The organism is Flavobacterium nackdongense (genome assembly GCF_004355225.1).
Taxonomy (GTDB): domain Bacteria; phylum Bacteroidota; class Bacteroidia; order Flavobacteriales; family Flavobacteriaceae; genus Flavobacterium; species Flavobacterium nackdongense.
This window is the reverse complement of sequence record NZ_CP037933.1, coordinates 2,464,337-2,485,444: the sequence shown is the minus strand read 5'-3', so window position 1 is coordinate 2,485,444 and position 21,108 is coordinate 2,464,337. Positions and strand designations below refer to the sequence as shown.

Genomic DNA, 21,108 nt, shown 5'->3' with positions numbered 1-21,108 from the left:
TAAATTAATTGATCCATTCTCTTTCTTTCAACCATTTTTTGATGGTGTTTTTGTTGTTTCGAAATGTTTTTTCGTATTCGTCGTGCGAACCGGCCCAAACAATTGTTGCTTCACCGTTTTCTTCAAATTCTATCAACAGCAATGTTCGATGAATGTTGATGTCAAAAAAATAAAATCCATCACTATGCACACAATCAGCGTCGGGTCTTATCTTGAAAATATCGGATTGGTTGGTGAATTCGTTTTCTTCCAAGACTTTGATTAGATTTTCAATAGAAGCGATTAAAGGAATATTTCCCTTGTTTTTTCTTTTGAGTTTTTCTAAAATTTTCTTGCCGACAATTTCCATTAAAATCTAAATGCTAAAAACAAAGGTACAAAAAGTTCTAAAATAATTAGAACTTTTTTAATTATTTTTTTGAATAACTATAGTGTTCAAATATGTAACAATTGGACCAGTTATAATTCGTATATTTCTATGTTTTTGTGTTTTAATAATGTTCTTATCACACTGTGTAAAACATTTGTATTCCAATCTTCTTTATAGCTATAACCCCTATTTATATCAGAAGGATTGTCAATTGAATAGATTGAAAAATAAGAATTGTAAGCTCTTGTTCGAATTTTATCCCACGGAATTGCGATTTTTTTTTGATTGAAAACACCACTTACATTTAGTTCAACCCCGTTTTTTTTAACTAAAACATCGCCAATTGAAAATTCCTCATCGTTGAGATGCTTGTCAATGAAATCATTAACAATATCTTCAAAATAATAATTCCATAATTCGGTTAGAATATCACTATAAAGCTTATGAAGAATATTCTTTTTTCTACCAAAATACGATTTGAAACTAATTTTTATAACCTTGTTTTCTTTATTTCGAACAAATATTTGATATTCTCTTCCATAAGTAAATTCAAATCGAATCCAACGAATGCCAAACCTATAATCGGTTATTTCTTCTTTTTCAAAAAATGTAAACAACTTATTTCCGAAATCCTTGTCTTCAAAACTGAAGTTTTTCTCATTAAAAATTAACCGTCTTAGTTTGCCGTCAGTAAAACTTCGTTTGAAAACAAATTCTTTTTCTTCCATTGTATAAGTATGTTTTTAAACAAACAACGCCTTCAATTCGGTAGCATCGTGTGGATTTAATTTTCTTACCAGGACAAAAAGTTGAATTCTATTTAAAAGAAAAATTCACTTTTTTTCCAAGTCCAATTTCTAAAAGTTTGTATAGTGTTGATAGTTGGATATCGCTATGTCCGTTTTCAATTCTGGATATGAAACTTTTTTTGGTTCCCGTTTTTTCTGCAAGCTGTTCTTGAGTCAGATTAGCTAGAAGCCTTTCTTCTTTAATCATTTCGCCAATTGAAAATGCTTTTGCTTTAATTTCAAACTCGGCACGTTTTATAGAGCCAACTTCTCCATAACGCCTGTCCAAATGTTCTTCGAATGTTGTGGTGTTTTTTATCTTTGTTTCCATTTTATTTTTCATTAAAATATTCCGTTTTTAATTTCTCTGCTTTGTCAATTTCAGATTTTGGTGTCTTTTGCGTTTTCTTTTGAAAACCATTAAATAATACCACCAAGCGTCCTTCGTCAAAACAGCAAAATATTCTATAAATATTGTTGCCTAGTTCTACTCTAACTTCATAAAGTCCATTAGTTCCTTCTATGTGTTTCAGGAATTTTCTTGGAACTCTTTCAATTACAGTAATTAAAAAAAGGACTTCATCAATTTTATTTTTCGCTTTTTCGGTTTGCTTTTCAAAGAAATCTTCGAAGTAGTTTTTGTAAAAATGAATTTTCCTAATTTTTTCCATTAGGCAAAGTTAACTAATTGTGGAACAAAAAAGAATGTGTTTATTGTTTATTTTTTTCAAATATTAAGAAAGTCCTTAAAAATAGTTTGTTCTAAACAAACAACGCCTTCAATTCGGTAGCATCGTGAGGATTCAATTTTCCCGCTAAGACTAGACTCAATTGTTTTCTTCTCAAAGCGTCATCGTAGCGATTTTTTTCTAGTTTGGTTACCGGAACAATCTGCGGAACTTCAATTGGTTTTCCGGTTTCGTCAACGGCTACAAAAGTATAAATGGCTTCATTGGACTTAATTCTTTCACCAGATTTTTTTTCTTCAATCCAAACATCGAGGTAAATTTCCATCGAAGTGTTGAAAGCCCGAGAGACTTTGGCCTCAATAATGACCACGCTTCCCAGGGGAATAGCTTTGTTGAAAGCGACATGATTTACCGAAACGGTAACGGAAATTCTACGAGAATGTCGGCCTGCGGCAATACTTGCAGCTCGATCCATACGAGCCAATAATTCGCCGCCAAAAAGGTTGTTCAACGGATTCGTTTCGCTTGGCAAAACCAAGTCAGTCAATACAGTCAAAGACTCTGAAGGGTGTTTAGAAATCATAATTCGTTTTATAAAGTTATTGCACCGCAAAGGCACAAAGGCGCAAAATTTTTATTCTTATTACTACTGAATTTTTCTTGTTTTTTGTTATTCCGTTGGAATCTCAGATAGTGGCTTGATTTTGTTGCGATTCCTGCGGTCTTGAGAGCTTCGCCCGAACTGACGAAGCAGTGACAAATTAGAGACCTATATTTTTTTTGCCACAAGTATTGAAATTGCCTTTTTCTAACTGAACAATAGAACCGCTATTATGGCTGGAATAAAATAGATTACAATCGTTCTGGCTCCATCATAATCTTTAGCCAATCGCTGTCCGAAAAGCAACATCAGCAAAGTAATACTCGAAAAAACAGCGCCATATAATCCAAAAGTTCGTCCGTTGCTGACGAATAATTCGATACAGCCTACCACGCACAAAATGCCAGAAATCAATTCCAGCACCAAAATGTGCCCCAGGGCAAGAGCCACGACGTTTTTGAGACGTGTTTTGGCAAAGTGTTCTTTCAAAAAATCCAAATTATCTTTCCAATAAAACAATTTGTCATAACCGGATTGAATAAAAGTAATGGCTAAAAAAGCCAAAAGCAAAATGGAAGCGGCATTGCTCATAAACTTATTTTTTGTGTATTAAACGCGTGAGTTTGATGGATAAATCGGTCAGGATTATTTTGGCATTACCGTTGCGTTCAATGTGATACATCGCATCGGATAATTCGTTAAATATGTCGTTGATATTATTACCGTTGACAAATGGAGCAAATTTGGCTATTGTAAAATTTGGGACCGTAGGCTCCATATAAACCAAACTTGGCGTTTCATAATTAAGCAGCAAGGCCTGACGGAAAATATCAATACAATAGTGAAGAAATTTCTTTTGGGTTTCTCTTCCCAAAGCGGCAATTTGTTCACTCCATTGAATTAAATCAGCAATAACAGCGGGATTTCCTTTGGCCTTGAACGCCGCACGAACCCAAACGACAAACCATTGTTCGAAAGGGAATTCTTCGCTATCATCTTTGAGCAAATGCAAAGCCTTGTTGTAATTTCCTTGCGCTTGATGCGCTATTTTTGTAGCCAATTTGGTCTCGATATTTTCTCGAGAAACCAAGGCATCGGCGATGACTTTTTCGCTCAAGCCATTGAATTGCAACACCTGACAACGCGAACGTATGGTTTGAATAATATCTTCCTCATTTTCGGTGATTAAAATGAAAACTGTTTTTTCGGGTGGTTCCTCAAGTAATTTCAACAGCTTATTGGAGGCTGCAATGTTCATTTTATCTGCCATCCAAACGATCATGATTTTATAGCCGCCTTCGTAGGATTTTAAAGAAAGTGATTTTAGAATTTCCTGAGCATCATCAACTCTTATTTCGCCTTGTTTGTTTTGAACCCCCAAAACCGAATACCAATCGAACAAACCCCCATAAGGATTGTGGAGTACAAATTGTCGCCAATCTCCAATGAAATCAAGGCTTTTGGGTTTGGTTTTGACATCTTCGGTACTGACCGTTGGATACACAAAATGCAAATCGGGATGGGCAATTTTTTGGAATTTGAGATTGCAAGATTCATTTGAACCTGAATTTTCTCCATCCTGATTTTGACACAAAATGTATTGCGCATAAGCGATTGCCAATGGCAAAGTGCCACATCCTTCTGGTCCTACAAATAATTGTGCATGAGGAATTCTACCCAAATTGGCACTTCGTGTCAAGTGATTTTTTATATGTTCCTGTCCTAAAATTTCTGAAAACTGCATAAGGCAAATATAGCATAAAAAGTGGCAATACAGCATAGCATTCTAGTTATCTCTTTCTACTAAAATGCGTTATTTACTTCGTCTAGTTGGAGCATGTACCGCATTGAATTGTAGATTATTATTATCTAGAAAAAGGGTTTGATTTTTTTATGGATTTTAGTAAATATCGATAAAAGTCAAATTTATACGATGAAATACAAAAAAATGATAGGCAACGAAAATTATATAAAATTATTGTAGTTTTTTATAGATGTTTTGGTGAAATTTTATAAAAATGAATCAATTTAGGAGATATTTAGGTGGTGTTATTTCCAATTCTTACAAAATCAAAAAACAAAATAATCGACAAAATATATAAAAAAAACGATAAAATACTTAAATTATATTTTTTTGTAATCCTTTTAGTTAAATTTTATCATTTTTTTATCAATTTAGTAATAAATACTATAAATTTGTTTTTGTTAACATTATGCAGCGCTCAATTTTGAAATGAACACAACCGATAATTGGCTGCTAAAAGCGATGATGATATGCAACCCGAGGTTTTGGGGACAAGCGAGGCAAGTACTGCTGATCTAGTAAAATTAATAACTATTACAATATGAAAAGAAAAAGTTTAATTTTTAGTGTTTTTTTGACGATGATGTTTTGTTGCATTAGCGCTCAAAATAAAAATTCAAATGCGCCGCAAAGCATTTTAAGTAGATCTGCAAATATTAAAAAATATTATGATCTTAAAGAATTAAAAGAACTAAACAAAGGACAATTAATAGAGTTGTACACGGAACGTATGAAGGTTCTTGTGAAAGTATTGCCGTACATCGCTTTAGTCAAAAGATTTGGCGTTACTATGGCCGATGTGGGCATTCCGATGGATTCACAAAACAAAAAAAACTTTGAAAATCAAGAAGCAGCTATCGAAGATTTTCTCAAACAAACGGTTGAATTTCAGACCAAAATAATGCCGTATTCGGATAAAAATAATCTCATAACCGCTATTTTATTTTATGAAAGTACATTGAAGTCTTGGTATGAGATCGGCGAAGCGAATGAATAGCGAATGAATCATTCGAGTTCGTAAACTGACTTTGAATATCTGCTACAGCTTAATAGGCTGTTTTTTCATCTCAACTTAAATGTAAATTTTAAAAAACACAGGCAAAATAATTATACCTGCTTCAAGAAAGAATGTTAAATATAAATATGAACCCATGAAAAATTCTACTCGACTAATTGGAATGTTACTTTTAGTAATGTTTAGTGTGAACGCACAACAAGAAAAAGGAATTGTAGGGCTAACCAATTGGCTAACCAATTGGACTGAATTCAACCCTAACAAAGTTGATTATGGCGAAGCCAATGAAATATTGGCGGGATATATAACTCAGGACACCAAGTTGTATAAAAAAAATATTTATGAATTACAGGGTAATGTTTACATCGCCAATAATGTAACGCTTACCATCGAACCGGGAACGGTAATCATTGGTAATTATGAATCTAATGGAACCCTAATAGTCACAAAAGGCGCAAAGCTTATTGCAGACGGATCCGAGACGGATCCCATCGTCTTCACTTCCAATAGAAGCACCAAAAAAGCGGGTGATTGGGGTGGCATTATTGTATTAGGAAATGCGCCGACTAATAGATACGGGAACGCTGCTAATGTAAATTATGAATTAGATCCTTCACTATCCTCTTACGGCGGAAACGATTCAAACTCAGATTCAGGTATTTTAAGATATGTAAGAATCGAATATGCCGGAAAAAAAGTAAAAACCATTGGCAATCTGAACGCACTCTTGCTGGCCGGAATTGGCAAAAAGACCATTTTAGATAATATTATGGTGAGTTATTCTGCTGGAAATTCATTTGAAATCGACGGAGGGGAACTCAGTGTAAACAAATTGGTTTCCTTTAAATCCATTTCGAATGACTTTAAATTCAATTACGGAACCCAGTGTAATATAACCAATTCGTTGGCGGTTCGCTCTTCGTATTTGTCAAGTACCACAGGGTCGCGATGTATTGAGGTGGCTTCCTACACCAAAAAAGAAGAAGTTGATTTTACTAAAAATCAAACCTTGGTTACTGCTACCAATTTGACAATGGTCAATAACAGCAATAATTTGGTCAATGATATTCAAACCGGATTGATAAAAGAAGCCATTTATGTTGGCGAAAACACCACTCTTGATTTCAAAAAAACAGTGATTTCAGGATTTAATCCCGCAATTTTATTGAATTCAAATATATATATCAATGACGAAAATCTAAAAAAAATAAAATTAGTTGAAACCTATTTCAATTTATGCAAGGGCAATATTTTTTCAGAATACAATTCGAACAATGAAGATTTAGAAAACTGGTATGGCAATGTTGCCTTTTTTAATGTGTATTCAAAAGCTGAAAATCAGGAAACATTTATTGACTTTTTCAATTCAAAAATTCCAGATTACAGATTGCGAATGGGCAAAATTACTGCATCAAACGAAGACTAAAAGCGCCTTTGTTTAAAATAAAATATAAACTTGTTCGGCGAGCAGCAAATCTACTATTATGAATCGTTTTTTACCCAAGCATGTAGGAGTCAGGACAGACTTTGCAATAAAAATGGTATGCGCTATAGCAATCGTTTTTATTGGGAAAAACGAGGTATTTTCTCAAACAATAATTCCTGAGAAATTGCCTTTTACAAAGATTTGTTCACAAGCTAATTTTAATAGTTTTGAAGCCACATTTAAATATTCAGGTTTTCCCGCCTCGACGACTTTTTCGGTAGAACTTTCAGATGATAAAGGAAGTTTTTCAGCTCCTATCGCCACAACAACAATTGCTACCGCAGATGTATCCGCCTCAGAAAAAACAATCACATTTGCGGTTCCTACGACTATAAAAGGGTCTGAAACCTATAAGTTAAGAGTAAAAAGCGCCACTGGAATTTACAGCGGTGATTTTTATTCTTTTGATCAAAAAACATCATTCCCAGTTTATTTCAAGAAATTTTCTCAGCCGTTTTACATCAACAATCAAATGCCAAACCTAAGTCTTTGTAATGGCGGAAGCGTAAACCTAAGTATTGACAATCCTACGCCAAGCAACCCGAGCAGTTCCCCGGCCAATTTCTCGGAATTAAAATACAATTGGTATAAAAATAACGTTTTGATTCCCGGACAAACAGGCAATTCGCTGAATGTAAACGCCCTAGGACTTTATTATGCAGAAATAAATTATGGCTCCTGTACCGATGTAAACATTCGCTCACAAGAAGTCACCGTTAGCGGAACAGCAGGAAATGTTTCTGCAATTACTTCTAGCCTTTCGAACCCATTTTGTCCAAGTGCCGGAGCCACAACGCTCACAGCAACAGCAGGAAATACTTATGTTTGGAAAAAAGATAATGTTGTAATTCCAGGGGCAAACGCTCAAACCTATCAAACCAACTCAGCGGGCAAATATTCTGTCGATGTAGATTTTGGAGGCTGTAAATCTACGGCTACCATCGATTTACAAGTGAATACCATCTCGAGTTCTATCAATGTTCCAGAAATTAGTTCAATAAGTGAAGGAGGAACAAAAAATGTAATTGTTACTACCACTGCATTGAATCCAGTTTATAAATGGTATGCAAATGGACTTTTGATTCCAGGGGCTACCTCAAACTCCTATACTGTGACCAATACTGGAGCGTACAAAGTTAGTATTACTCAAAATTCGGGATGTATCATTACAGACGAAATTGCATTTACTGTAAACTCTATTGTTGACACAAATGCCGTTGAAATTCCCAATTTAATAAGCCCCAACAACGATGGTGTAAACGATGTGTGGAGCATTCCGCAAGCGTATTTGAGTGGAACAAATACCGAAATTCTTATCATGAATTCCTATGGAGATATCGTATTCCAAACCAATAATTACCTCAATAATTGGCCGGAAAGCGACATCACTTTTAAAAATATCAACCCAGTATTCTATTATATCATTACAACTTCTGACGGAAAATTAAAAAAAGGCTCGATTACCATTGTGAAATAAAATGAATAAATGTTTTATAGCCATATTACTTTTTTTAGGTGCAATGCAAACCCTCTTTTCGCAAGAAGATGGAGTTGTTGCACTGACACTTCCTGTGAGAAACTCATTAAAATTTAATCGGTACACCATCAATCCCACCTTTAGTTTTGTTCGGGAACAAAGTCCAGTACTTAGTTTTTATAACAAAAAGCAATGGGCACAATTTCAAGATGCCCCGCAAACCTATTTGTTTAGTTATTCCGGTCGATTGTTAGAAAACGAAGGCGCTTCAATTGGCTTTTTCCAGCAAAATTATGGCGTATTGACCACTTTTGGAGCTATGGCAAATTTTGCACATAATATCGCATTACAAGAAGATAGCAATTTGACTTTTGGTATCAATTTAGGGTTTTATAAAAGCGGCTTGGATGCAGGCAAAGTGATCACCAACTATCCCGATCCTGCTTTAAACAACATCCCCAAAAACAGCTTGATCACGGTGAGTCCGGGAATCAATTATGGAACCTATTTTTTTGATTTTGGTCTGGCGCTGAACAATCTTGTTTTATACAATCTTAAAACATCAGAAATAATCAAAGAAGATCCCGAAAAAAGCATCGTAGCTCATGTGATGTACACAGGTTTTATCGATTCGTATGGGTTTTTCGATAGAAGCAAATTTTCAGGATTGATAAAAACCGAATTCAAAAAAGACAAAACCATTGTTTCAGGACTCGCGATGCTCAGCTTAGTAAAAGGAATTTGGGCGCAAGCAGGATACAATTCGGTCTACGGTATTTCAGGCGGAATTGGGTTAAACATCACACCCAGAATAGCAGTAGAGTACAATTATGAAACAGGCACCGGAAACACTTCCACTTTTGGAGCTTCGCATGAAATAGTTTTCGCCTATAAATTTAAAAGCAAATCCTACGACTACGGCGAAGATGAGGATGAAGGATCAATTATTCCGGCCGCTGGAACTAGAACGCCTACTTCAGGAAAACCTATTTCCGACACATCGCACCAAGAATATCTTCAGTATAAAGAACAAAAAGAAGCTAAAATTAAGGCTGATGCCGATGCTAAAATTAAAAATGATGCTGCCGCTAAAGCCAAACTAGCCCAAGACGCTAAATTGAAAGCCGATGCCGATGCAAAAGCTAAATTATTGGCCGATGCTAAAATTAAAAATGATGCTGCCGCTAAAGCCAAACTAGCCCAAGACGCTAAATTGAAAGCCGATGCCGATGCAAAAGCTAAATTATTGGCCGATGCTAAAATTAATAATGATGCTGCCGCTAAAGCCAAACTTGCCCAAGACGCTAAATTGAAAGCCGATGCCGATGCAAAAGCTAAATTATTGGCCGATGCTAAAATTAAAAATGATGCTGCCGCTAAAGCCAAACTAGCCCAAGACGCTAAATTGAAAGCCGATGTCGATGCAAAAGCTAAATTATTGGCCGATGCCAAAATTAAAAACGATGCTGCCGCCAAAGCCAAACTAGCTCAAGATGCTAAATTGAAAGCCGATGCCGATGCAAAAGCTAAATTATTGGCCGATGCTAAAATTAAAAACGATGCTGCCGCCAAAGCCAAACTAGCTCAAGATTCTAAATTGAAAGCCGATGCCGATGCGCAAGCCAAACTATTGGCAGATGCCAAACTAAAAGCCGATGCCGATGCTGCCGCCAAAGCCAAACTAGCTCAAGATGCTAAATTGAAAGCCGACGCTGATGCGCAAGCCAAACTATTGGCCGATGCCAAACTAAAAGCCGATGCCGATGCTGCCGCCAAAGCCAAACTAGCTCAAGATGCTAAATTGAAAGCCGATGCCGATGCGCAAGCCAAACTATTGGCCGATGCCAAACTAAAAGCCGATGCCGATGCTGCCGCCAAGGCTAAACTAGCCGAAGAGGCAAGAGTAGCCGCATTGCCCAAAGACGAAAACGCAAAATCTTTAGATAAATTGACTAAAATAGTTGCCGATTCCAAAAAGGAACAACAAGTTTTATTGCAACAACTCAATGAAAAAGTATTGAATAAAGAAAAAGATTTGAAAGATTTAAAAGAAGAAAATGACCTGAGCGACAAAGGAATTTATAAAGAACCGAAAGCATTCAAGAGTGTTTCGGCCGAAAATTTGGAATTAGAAAATTTAAAATCCCAAATCGAATTGGTCAATCAAAATCAGCAAAACAAACTGGTTGAATTAGACAATTTATACAAAGAGCGAATTAAAAAAGCGGGGAATACCCCTGATGAAACCAATAAATCTTATTTGAAAACAATCGACGAGCTGAAAGCAGCGCATTTGACAGCGATTCGTTCCAATCAAGATTTAATTCTAACATTAGAAAAAATCAAGGTTGACACGGAAATTGAGAAAAAACGAAGAATCAAAAAAGCAGCTTTCGCTACCAATCAAGACCGCTATTTACAAGACGTGTACACTTTAAAACGAATCAAAGAGAAAACGCCTCTTAGTACAACACCACTCAAAGAAGCTGATTTTGATTTTGGAGAAAAACAGTCGAATGTACTCGTCTTGAAAGATATTAAAAACAAAGAAAAAGGATACTATTTGGTTATTGCTGTCCACGAAGATGTCGCAAAAAGAGATGAATTTTTGACAAAAACCGTGGCCTCCGGACAATCTAATATCGATTTCTTATACGATGTAAAATCAGGAAAATATTTTATTTACTATGATAAATTTGACTCCATCGGCGAGGCGCAAATGGCAATAGAAAACAAGGAAAATAAACCGTACAACAGCAAAATGTCTATGGTAAAAATTGAATAAAGAGAGGTTAAAATCCTTTCGAAAAGCCGTATAAAACAGAATTAATCTTATGCAGAAAACAGACTTTGAGCCCCAAAGAAGTCCATTTGAAGCGAAGAAAGCAATAAATTTAACTATCATGAAAAAACCTACTTTTTCAAGAGCCGCTTATGGTATAGTACTCCTAGTATTACTTTTAGGAAATTTGTCCTTTGGGCAAAATTTGGTTCCTTTTAGTGTTCGATACCCAGCCAAAGTACCGGGAGCAAGTGTAACCCTGAAGGGAGATATTCTTCAGATTGGTAATAACATTCTTAGTTTGCATAAAACCAATGACTACAATGGTACTTCTGATGATGAAAAGCAAAGTAATATAGTTGATGTAGATATCGATACCGATGCCACTACCTATAATTCGAGCAGTGCCGATTTAGTAGTTCCGAATCCGAGTTGTTACAAAGTAAAATACGCAGGCTTGTATTGGGGAGCCACGGTGGCGGGTGATATCAATATGACTCCTGTACGACCCATATTGAATGTAAAATTCAAAATGCCCACCGGCGGCTATGTCGATCTTGTAGGAGAAAAAATTTATAGAGGTACGGGAACTTGCCAAAACACCAATCAATATGCCTGTTATGCCGATGTCACCGCGTTGATTACGAGTCTAGGCGTAGGCAATGCTGGAGGAACTTATACGGTTGCTAATATTTCGACCCGAATAGGAGACCATAATGGTGTAAATTCGGAGGGGTTTTCTGGAGGTTGGTCGCTTTTTATTATTTATGAAGACCCTAATTTAAATAGCAAAAACATAACGACCTTTGATGGATTCAGCGGAATTGGGGTAAAAGGCATTAATCCCACGACCTGTGCCGACTTAAGTCCTTCGGTAGTTTATGATAAAGTAGATATCCCGGTATCAGGATTTCAAACCATACCTGTTGGTCCGGTTGTTTCGAAATTTGCTTTCGCAGTAATCGATGGTGATTTGGGTAACACTGGCGATTACATTCAATTTAAAGGTAGCGCTGCTGCTGCATTTTCTGGGAATATAAGTCTTTCATCTATTGCTCCGGTGACTGTTCTTAGACCTGCCACAAATTTTTTCAATAGTACAGTTACCATTTTTAATAATACAACAAATTCTCCCGAAATCTTTTTGGCGAGAAATCCTAAAAGTACCAATACCTTAGGTTTTGACGCAGGGATTTTCAAAATTCCAAATGCTTCCAATGCCATAATTCCCAATAATGAAACTTCGGCAACAATTCGAATTGGAACAAAACAGGAAATTTTTTATCTGTATTCTACCGCCTTTGCAGTTGATGTCATCGAGCCAAAAATTGTACTTACAAAAACGGTCTGGAATACTTCAGGGGTCAATATCGGCAATCAAACAGTTAATTTAGGTCAATTTTTAGATTACAAAATTACTTTTCAAAATACCGGAAACGACAACGTTACTGTTTTTGAAATAAAAGATATTTTACCAATCAATGTGATTTATTCTGGGCCTTCCTCTTTAACCTTACCGGCTGGAGTAACGCTTAAAAGTTGGGTTCCCGCCACAAGAACCCTTATTTTCAGCATTGATCCTTCAAAAGTTCAAGTAAAAACAACGCCAACTTCTATTCCGGTAACTTCGCCTTTGTACACCATCGTGATGCGAGTGCAAGTGGTCCCTGATTGTACTTTGTTGAGTAATGCGTGTTCGAACATTATCAATAACAAGGCATTTGCAAGTTATACCGGAGAGATTAATTCGGTTCCTTTTTCAGAAGAAAGTTTTGACACCAATTCCGGCTGTTTGTTAATTCCGCAAGCCACAAACTTTTTAGCCAATGTAGATGGTTGCGTTTATAAATATCCAGCTATTTTATGCGGCGCAAGTGTCGATATCAAAGCTGGCGATGGATACAACATTTATTCTTGGTCGAAAAGTCCCTTTTTGGCCGATGGCACTCCAACAGGTGCAGTTATTGGTAAGAATCAAACCCTTACCGTTACTGCTCCGGGTACTTATTATGTTTATGACACTGCCGTGGCGCCCTGTCGTTCGATTATGCAAGAGTTTACCGTGACTCCTTTTGGTGGAACCTTGACCAATCCTGTAATTCCATTTGCCGATGAGGTCTTGACCTGTCCGAATGACGGAAAAAAACTTCCTAACATTTTTTTATGTGGAGCCAATGCTATTAGAGATATTAAAACAGGCATTTCGGATGGTTCTGTAATCGTCTGGGAAAAATTAAATGAGGCTAGCTGTGCGGCGATTGGAAACACAAGTTGTGCCAATGAAAGTACTAGTTGCAGTTGGACTCAAGTGGGAACAGGACCAAATTTTCAAGTCAATGCTTCGGGTCAATATAGAGTTACTTTGAACTATGCAGGTGGATGTTTTAATCGGTATTATTTCAATGTGTATCAAAATTTACTCAATCCTACCGTAACCTCTAATGATATTATTTGTTCAACACCCGGAAAAATTACGGTTGGTGGCGTTCCTTCAGGATATGAATATAGTTTAAATGCAGCTGGCCCTTGGGTACCAACAAATGTGTTTCTTATAAATAGTCCTGGGAATTATACCGTTTATATCAAACAAACGGCTGTTAGCACTAATCCTTGTATTTTTTCTGTGCCCAATGTTCAAATTCGTCAAAGAAATTTTACGGTGACACCCATTATCAATCAACCTCTTTGCCACGGAGATAAAGGCAATGTAACCCTACAAATAAATGATGTACGTCCACAATATTATGTAACCGTAAGACAAGCTGGAGTAACCATTTTCAGTTCTGGTCCAGATTCAAGCAATTCCTACCACTTTAATAATCTAAATTCAGGCACCTATGATTATACCGTAACAACCGATGATGGATGTACAGCTACTTTAAGTGCAACAATAGTAGAGCCACCGGCAATTACAGCTACAGCAGTATTGACAAAGCCCTTGACTTGTACAGATGGCGAAATTACAGTTAGTCCGATAGGGGGTACGCCGCCCTATTCTTATTTTGTAAATAGTACTACCGTATTTCAAGGAACCCCTCAAATAGCAGTAAGCAATCCGCTTCCGCCAGGTGGAGTTTATACTATAAAAGTAGTCGATTCGAATAACTGTGAAACTACGACTTCAATTACAGTAGCGGCATCTTTGCCTCCTGTTTATTCGATTACTAAAACAGATTTGCAATGTTCTGGAACAAATACTGGAGGTATTACCATAAATGTAAGTAATACAAATGGCAATAATCTGAGATACAGCTTAGACAATGGGGTAACATTTTTCAATTCGAATGTATTTAGCAACTTGGTTGCAGGCAATTATGTGGTAATCGTCGAATATGCTTTGGCTGGTAATGTCTGCTTATCTGCCCCACAAACGATTACAATTGCACCCATAGCCCCTCTTACTGGCACTGCTACTATGACAGCTGCTTATACTTGCCTTCAAACTGCGACGATTACTGCTACAGCTAGCGGAGGAACCTCCCCTTATTTGTACAGTATCGATGGGGTGAACTTTGTATCGAGTCCTATCTTCTCTGGTTTGACAGCAGGAACCTATACAATTACTGCAAAAGACTCCAAAAATTGTACGGTTACCATCAATCCTGCTATCGTAATAGCTTCGGTAAAAGGGCCAACCGATTTAACAATAACAGCCACCGATTTGATTTGTCCCGAAAATGTGTCGCACGTAAATATTGCGGCTGTTGGTGGTCTTTCGCCTTTGCGATACAGAATAATTAGCGCACCGGCGACGTACACTATTACGTCGGTGCCAAGTCCTTATAATTCGGATGGGGAGTTCAAATATTTACCTGAAGGAGTTTATGTATTTGAGGTAAAAGACAGAAACGACTGTGTTTATCAAGAAACCTATAATCTTGTCCCTATTCCCCCTATTTCAGTTTCAGGAAAACTAATAAACAATGTGAAATGTTATAATACAGCAACAGGATCAATGCAATTTGATGTAGTTGGAAATTTTACAGGAGGAAGTAAAGTGTACTCCTATAGCATCACAGGACCGGTGAGTAGCTCGGCTAGTAATCAAACGGCTCCTACTATAATTGTAAATAATTTACCTGCTGGTATTTATATTTTCACTGCCACCGATAAGAAAACAGGCTGTACAGATAGTGCAACAGTAACCATAAGTCAACCCGCATTACCTTTAACTATAAGCAACACGGTTACCCCTATAAAATGCAATTCGAATGGTAGCGTTGTGATTGATGCCACCGGAGGATGGGGAGGAAACAATTATACCCTTTTGCAACCCAATGGAACCCAAATCGGACCTCAAACCAATAACGGTTTTTACAATTTAACCCAAACTGGAACCTATACGGTGAGTGTTACAGATGCTAACGGCTGTACAACCACTGCTACTTTTACATTGAATCCAGCTTTACCGCCTGTGGTCAATATCGCAGGTTCTGATTTGTGTTATGATTCCGTAAATCAAGCCACAATTATTGTCAATGCTTCTGGAGGGGTAAGCCCATATCAGTATAGTATCGATAATGGTATCCGTTTTCAAACAAGCAACACCTTTGCCAATTTAACTCCTGGAAATTATACTGTCCTTGTCAAAGATGACTTTGGTTGTACCTCAACAGCTCTGATTCAAAATATTGCACCGCAGTTGACAGTAAATACAATTTTAACCAAAGATTTAGACTGTTCAGCATCGCCAAACGCTCAGATTACAGGAACTATAACAGGAGGCACATCAGGATACAATTATTCGGTTTCTATAAACGGAGGTCCTTATAGCGCTCCCGTTGCTGTGATTGGAACTACATTTACTTATGCTGTGAATGCGGCATCAATATCCGCAGCTACAACTTATCAATTTCAAGTGACAGATGTAAATAATTGCCCTGCACTATCAGGAATAATTACCATCAATCCCCTTTCGCTACCAGACATTTCAGCAGTAACCCAAACGCAACAAATCTATTGCAATGGAGATAATTCGGCTGCCATAAATGTTGCTATAAATACAACTGTTGGCACTGGACCGTTTGTAATAAACGTATTGAATACTTCCACTGGCACTAATTATGGCACACAAACAACAGGTTTGGCTGCTGGTAATTATACCATTACTATTACTGATTCCAAATTGTGTACCGCTATAAAATTGATTACCATAAATGAGCCCGCTGCCTTAACTGCTGTAGTCAATCATACCGATATTACTTGTAATGGAACAGGAACCTCGATGGGGTCGATTTCAGGTACTCCAACAGGCGGTGTAGGACCATATACTTATACCATTACTAACAATGTTGGAGCTGTTGTAGGCCCTCCAACAATTGCCGGTGGAATTTATACTTTTGACATTTTGAATTTTGGAGTATATCAATTGAGCTTTACCGACGCCAATTCTTGTACGGTTACAAACAGCATTAATATTGCTTCGCCTCCTTCGGATTTAAATATTAATACTGCAGCAGGTCCACCATCTTGTTCCTCGGCATCAGTTATAGTAAGTGTAAACCCAATCATTGTAGGAGGGCCTTATCATTTTGCATTATTTCCTATATTATCCGCTTCGACTCCTCCTTATGAGTACGCATCGAATATGGGTTCTTATCAAAATGCAGATGTAGGATTCCCACTTCAGGCTACATTTTCAGGATTAAAACCTGGAGTAATCTATTCCTTTATCGTTTATGATGAAGCGACCAATTGTTATTATTTTAAACAAGCAACTTCACCAACCCAAACTTCATCTACCCTGACAAGTACTGTTAGTCCAAAAAATGTAAGTTGTCTTGGTGCAAATGATGGTTCGGTTGATTTTACATTTACAAATACCTATCCCGCATTGACGAATGTAACCTATCAAATATTTAATTCACAAACTAATTTGCCCACCACAATCCCTATTGGAACAGTGGTAGGATTAAATGGTGTTGGGATAACAAGTTCTGTTTCCAATGTTGGTCCTTTGGCTCCAGGCACTTATTATATTTTATTCCAAGAAAATAGCGGTGGCGCAAATAATGGCTGTACCAATGCTTCCGCAACATTTACAATAACCGAATCTTCATCGGCACTTGCGGTTAGTGCATCGGTTATAAAAAATCAAAATTGTACTGTTCTGGGGCAAATCAATGTGCTTGGACAAGGCGGAACCCCATCGTATACTTATCAAGTGTTGCCTGCGAGCAGTCCAGCGCCTGTAGCGAGTTCGCCCGGATGGCTTACCACAACCACATTCAATTTGGCCGGAAGCCTTTCAGGAGTTAATTATATAGGGTATGCAAAAGACGCCAATGGTTGTATAATAGGTACGCCAATTAGTATGTTTTCGGACCCAGTACCCATTATTGCAGCCTCAATAAACAATCAATGTTCTGCAACCGAAGGTAATTTTGCTATAAATGTTACGATGCCAACTTTAGGAATTGCACCCTATACTTTTAGCATAGATGGAGGTGCTTTTCAAGCGCAAACCGCTCCGTTTACCATTTCTAATTTGTCCTCTGGTGTGCATACTGTAGAAGTCAAAGATCGAAATGGCTGCGGTAATAAGGTGACTATAACCATTTTTAAACCACTTGGATTGACGCCAACGCTGACTTCATTGCCAACTTGTGCTACAAATGATGGAACTATTACAGTTGCAGGTGTAGGCGGGACAGGAATATATAGTTATGCGATTAGCCCTAGTGCACCTTCTATAACTTTGTCTGGAAATGTGTTTTCGGGAGTTCCAGCAGGAGCATATACTGTTACCATAACGGATTTAACCAGCTTATGTACCAAATCGGCGATAGTAAATTTACCTGTTCCAACTCCGGTTAGCTTCACTACAGCAGTTACCAATGTCAGCTGCAATGGCGACACCAACGGAACAATTACAGTTGCATTATTGCCGGGCAACAACAATCCGACTTATACTTATGAAATTATTTCACCTATAATTGTTGCTCCTCAAAGTTCGAATGTCTTTACAGGATTAGCCGCTGGAACCTATACTGTCAGAGTCAATTCGAGTAGAGGATGTTCCGCAACAGACAGTTCAGTAACGATTAATCAACCTTTGGCATTGGCAGTCGATCCATCAACAGCATTTACTCCGTTTGGTTGTCTGGCAAACAACAGCTTTAACGATGCGACTCTTACCATCAATGCCGCTGCTGGTTCGGGAACAGCGCCTTACACTTATAGTTTAGATGGAACAAATTATTTCCCTACTAATACCTTTACCATCGTCGATAATGGAACCGCTTACAATTTACCCATTTACATCAAAGACACTAAAGGCTGTTTAGCAACAAGTACCATCGCCATTACTCCTTTGCCCAAAATAACTGCTGCTACGGTGGGAATTTTGAGTCCTATAGATTGCAACAACACTGGTTTAGTATCGGTAACAGTTACCGGAGGATCGGGTAATTTCAGCTATCAAATATTACCCAATGGCTTGCCTCAAGTATCAAATAGCTTCACTGTTGTAAATCCGGGAAGTTATTATTTCAGGATAAGTGACAATACAACGGGTTGTTATTTCGACACTTCTGCTTTTGTGGTGGCTCCATTCGACACTATCGATGTTGTGGCTACTCCAATAACTCCTGTGACGTGTTTTGGAGATTCGAACGGCGAGCTTAGTATTGCTATTACAGGATATACTGGGGATTATTCGTATCAAGTTTTGGATAGTTCCAATGCGGTAGTTGGATCAGGTTTTGGTACTACAGCTACAAATCCAACTACTATTTCAGGAATCAAAGCGGGTAATTTCACGGTAGTTGTTACCGAGACAAATCCACCGTTTTGTGTAAAAACTTCGAATACCTTTACCATAGAATCTCCTGCTGTACCACTTTCGATCATCGCAACTCAAACCTCGAGTGTAACTTGTACTAATAATCAAGGCGCAATAAATGCGACTGCAACTGGTGGATGGGGTTCCTTAACTTATGAACTGGTGGGTCCAATAAATGTTCCATATTCAGCTAATGGATTGTTTTCCAATTTGATCGCAGGAAGTTATACCGTAAATGTAAAAGACAGTAAAGGATGTATTAGATCCTCCTTGCCAATAAATCTTAGTTTGCCAGCGCCTATTTCGATAGTTGCATCAGCAAATACTTCCGTTTTATCTTGTTATGGCGATACCAACGCCAGCATCACCGTTAGCAGCACAACGGGTGGTCAAGGCAGTAATTATTCCTATAGTTTGAATACTATTTCGGCAACACCTCCTACAAGTTCTGGACCACAAACCGCAACTGTTTTTGCTGGTTTAGGCGTTGGAACCTACACCATAACTGCCACAGATGGATGGAATTGTACTGCTGTTTCTACCCCTATTAGTATTTCTCAGCCCACAGAATTAAGTGTCAGCTTGGTATTGGCTAGTTCGCAAACTTGTTTGAGTCAAGCTAGGCTGCAATTGAGTGCTTCAGGCGGAACGGCTCCTTATCGCTATAGCTCTGATGGCATTTCGTATTCCACAACGAGCTTCAATTCTTCTGTTACAATTGCTGTTGCTCCCGGAACCTATCGCTATTATGTGCGGGATGCAAACAACTGTACAAGTTTTATTTCGAATGATATTGAGATTGTTCCAATACCAACCTTGTCTATTAATTTAGACATAACTAATGCAAAAATAAATTGTTTTGGAGACAATACCGGAGTTATTGTGGCTAAAGCAGAAGGCGGACTTGGGAATTATGTCTACACCTTATTGAATGGAAGTGGCACTGCCATAAGTCCTGCGCCAGTTCAATCTAGTCCGGGGGTATTCGTCCAACTTGCGGCCGGATCGTACCAAGTAAAAGTAGATAGTGGCGATTGTGTTAAAACTACGGCAACTATTACCATAAATCAACCTACATTGCCTTTAGTGGCGCCCTATTCCATAACAAATGTGACTTGTAGTGGAGCTGGAAATGGACAAATCGTTATTAATGCCTCAGGAGGAACTGGAACAATTAAATATGCTATTTCTCCAAATTTGGATCAGTTTTTTGATACAAACCTATTCAAAGATCTAAACCCAAATAACTATACGGCAATTGTTCAGGACGTTTTAGGCTGTTATGTTACTTTTAATTTCACCATCAGTGAGCCTCTGCCTTTGCAAGCAGCAACTGTTTCGGGATCCATTATTCCCGAGATTTGTTCCGGAGATAGTGATGGCCAATTTAGTATCGATATAAGCGGTGGAACATCGCCATACAAAGTAAGTTTAGACCAGCAAAACGGACCTTTTACCACTGGAGTTTTGGGTCAAACCCTTTTTGATTTCAAAAATATAAACGGAGGTTCTCATATTGTTTACGTTGTAGATGCGATGAACTGTAGCTATACTCTTCCCGCCGTACTTCCTGATCCGGTGACTTTAAAACCTGTGGCAATTGTAGATTATGATTGTTTGAATAATTTACCCAACAATACTGTTACGGTCGCCATTGACCCTAGCGTTTTGCCGGTAGATGTCGATTATGCTTTAGACGGAATACCACCATACCAAGCAAGTAATGTGTTTACAAAAGTGCCTGCAGGAGAGCATTTCATAAGTGCAAGACACACTAACGGCTGTATTCAGCAAACCCAAAAGTTTACTATTCTTCAAGTAAATCCGTTGGCAGTAAGCTTAGTAAATGGTGGAATAAATGAAATCGTTGCCACTACCACGGGCGGCTCAGGAAATTATCATTACACTTTTAATGGCGAATCCACAGGAACGACTAACACTTATATTATTTACAAAACTGGAAGTTACACCGTTGATGTTGTCGATGCTGAAGGTTGTACTGCGACCGATACCAAGGCTTTTACTTATATTGATATCGACATTCCAAACGTATTTACACCCGATGGTGATGGCAATAATGATACTTGGGGACCAACAAAAACCACCAATTACCCAGATTTAATCTACCATATTTATGATCGTTATGGGCGTAAAATTGCTACTTATAATGAAGGTCAATTTTGGGATGGAAAATACAATGGTTTCGAACTGCCATCCGGAGATTATTGGTATTTGCTAAAACTAAATAATGATAAAGACGAAAGAGAATTTGTGGGGCATTTTACTCTTTATAGATAATTCATATTCTAAGAC

Annotated in this window: 12 protein-coding genes; 5 read left to right on the top strand and 7 right to left on the bottom strand. The window is 37.7% G+C overall.

The window, feature by feature from the left end:
• Positions 1-4: 4 nt before the first annotated feature.
• The 7 genes from E1750_RS10605 to E1750_RS10575 all read right to left on the bottom strand — a co-directional run bounded on the left by E1750_RS10605 (position 5) and on the right by E1750_RS10575 (position 4,192).
• The gene (locus tag E1750_RS10605) at positions 5-349 is read right to left on the bottom strand and encodes a type II toxin-antitoxin system HigB family toxin (protein ID WP_133276752.1); all 345 of its coding nucleotides are present in this window, start codon (positions 347-349) and stop codon (positions 5-7) included.
• A gap of 110 nt (positions 350-459) precedes the next feature.
• The gene (locus E1750_RS10600; RefSeq protein WP_133276751.1) at positions 460-1,098 is read right to left on the bottom strand and encodes a hypothetical protein; all 639 of its coding nucleotides are present in this window, start codon (positions 1,096-1,098) and stop codon (positions 460-462) included.
• A gap of 88 nt (positions 1,099-1,186) precedes the next feature.
• Positions 1,187-1,489: a helix-turn-helix domain-containing protein gene (locus E1750_RS10595; RefSeq protein WP_227873874.1), complete on the bottom strand. Its 303-nt coding sequence runs from the start codon at positions 1,487-1,489 to the stop codon at positions 1,187-1,189.
• A gap of 1 nt (position 1,490) precedes the next feature.
• Positions 1,491-1,829: a type II toxin-antitoxin system RelE/ParE family toxin gene (locus E1750_RS10590; RefSeq protein WP_133276750.1), complete on the bottom strand. Its 339-nt coding sequence runs from the start codon at positions 1,827-1,829 to the stop codon at positions 1,491-1,493.
• Positions 1,830-1,920: 91 nt separating this feature from the next.
• The gene (locus tag E1750_RS10585) at positions 1,921-2,430 is read right to left on the bottom strand and encodes an acyl-CoA thioesterase (protein ID WP_133276749.1); all 510 of its coding nucleotides are present in this window, start codon (positions 2,428-2,430) and stop codon (positions 1,921-1,923) included.
• Between the two features lie 225 nt (positions 2,431-2,655).
• Entirely contained in the window at positions 2,656-3,039 is a 384-nt protein-coding gene (locus tag E1750_RS10580) for a DoxX family membrane protein (protein WP_133276748.1), read from the bottom strand.
• Positions 3,040-3,043: 4 nt separating this feature from the next.
• Positions 3,044-4,192 (bottom strand): DNA polymerase III subunit, encoded by a 1,149-nt coding sequence (locus tag E1750_RS10575; RefSeq protein ID WP_133276747.1) that lies wholly within the window; start codon positions 4,190-4,192, stop codon positions 3,044-3,046.
• 601 nt (positions 4,193-4,793) lie between these two features.
• Between E1750_RS10575 and E1750_RS10570 the strand changes: the two genes are divergently transcribed.
• From E1750_RS10570 to E1750_RS10550, 5 genes are all read left to right on the top strand, one after another.
• Complete coding sequence (locus E1750_RS10570) at positions 4,794-5,249, top strand: hypothetical protein (protein ID WP_133276746.1); 456 nt, start codon at positions 4,794-4,796, stop codon at positions 5,247-5,249.
• Between the two features lie 154 nt (positions 5,250-5,403).
• Complete coding sequence (locus E1750_RS10565; RefSeq protein ID WP_133276745.1) at positions 5,404-6,693, top strand: hypothetical protein; 1,290 nt, start codon at positions 5,404-5,406, stop codon at positions 6,691-6,693.
• Positions 6,694-6,751: 58 nt separating this feature from the next.
• A complete protein-coding gene (locus E1750_RS10560; protein WP_133276744.1) occupies positions 6,752-8,230 on the top strand; it encodes a T9SS type B sorting domain-containing protein in 1,479 nt (492 codons plus the stop codon).
• A 1-nt stretch (position 8,231) separates the two neighbouring features.
• Positions 8,232-11,015, top strand: a complete 2,784-nt coding sequence (locus E1750_RS10555) for a PorP/SprF family type IX secretion system membrane protein (RefSeq protein WP_133276743.1) — start codon at positions 8,232-8,234, stop codon at positions 11,013-11,015.
• Positions 11,016-11,133: 118 nt separating this feature from the next.
• Positions 11,134-21,093 carry a T9SS type B sorting domain-containing protein gene (locus E1750_RS10550; protein WP_165698036.1) on the top strand — a complete coding sequence of 3,320 codons (9,960 nt, stop codon included), beginning with the start codon at positions 11,134-11,136 and terminating at the stop codon, positions 21,091-21,093.
• Positions 21,094-21,108: the final 15 nt, after the last annotated feature.

Coding starts and splice junctions, on each gene's coding strand:
- E1750_RS10575 (WP_133276747.1), bottom strand. CDS start 4,192: ATGCAGTTTTCAGAAATTTTAGGACAGGAACATATAAAAAATCACTTG.
- E1750_RS10560 (WP_133276744.1), top strand. CDS start 6,752: ATGAATCGTTTTTTACCCAAGCATGTAGGAGTCAGGACAGACTTTGCA.
- E1750_RS10580 (WP_133276748.1), bottom strand. CDS start 3,039: ATGAGCAATGCCGCTTCCATTTTGCTTTTGGCTTTTTTAGCCATTACT.
- E1750_RS10595 (WP_227873874.1), bottom strand. CDS start 1,489: ATGGAAACAAAGATAAAAAACACCACAACATTCGAAGAACATTTGGAC.
- E1750_RS10590 (WP_133276750.1), bottom strand. CDS start 1,829: ATGGAAAAAATTAGGAAAATTCATTTTTACAAAAACTACTTCGAAGAT.
- E1750_RS10570 (WP_133276746.1), top strand. CDS start 4,794: ATGAAAAGAAAAAGTTTAATTTTTAGTGTTTTTTTGACGATGATGTTT.
- E1750_RS10565 (WP_133276745.1), top strand. CDS start 5,404: ATGAAAAATTCTACTCGACTAATTGGAATGTTACTTTTAGTAATGTTT.
- E1750_RS10585 (WP_133276749.1), bottom strand. CDS start 2,430: ATGATTTCTAAACACCCTTCAGAGTCTTTGACTGTATTGACTGACTTG.
- E1750_RS10550 (WP_165698036.1), top strand. CDS start 11,134: ATGAAAAAACCTACTTTTTCAAGAGCCGCTTATGGTATAGTACTCCTA.
- E1750_RS10600 (WP_133276751.1), bottom strand. CDS start 1,098: ATGGAAGAAAAAGAATTTGTTTTCAAACGAAGTTTTACTGACGGCAAA.
- E1750_RS10555 (WP_133276743.1), top strand. CDS start 8,232: ATGAATAAATGTTTTATAGCCATATTACTTTTTTTAGGTGCAATGCAA.
- E1750_RS10605 (WP_133276752.1), bottom strand. CDS start 349: ATGGAAATTGTCGGCAAGAAAATTTTAGAAAAACTCAAAAGAAAAAAC.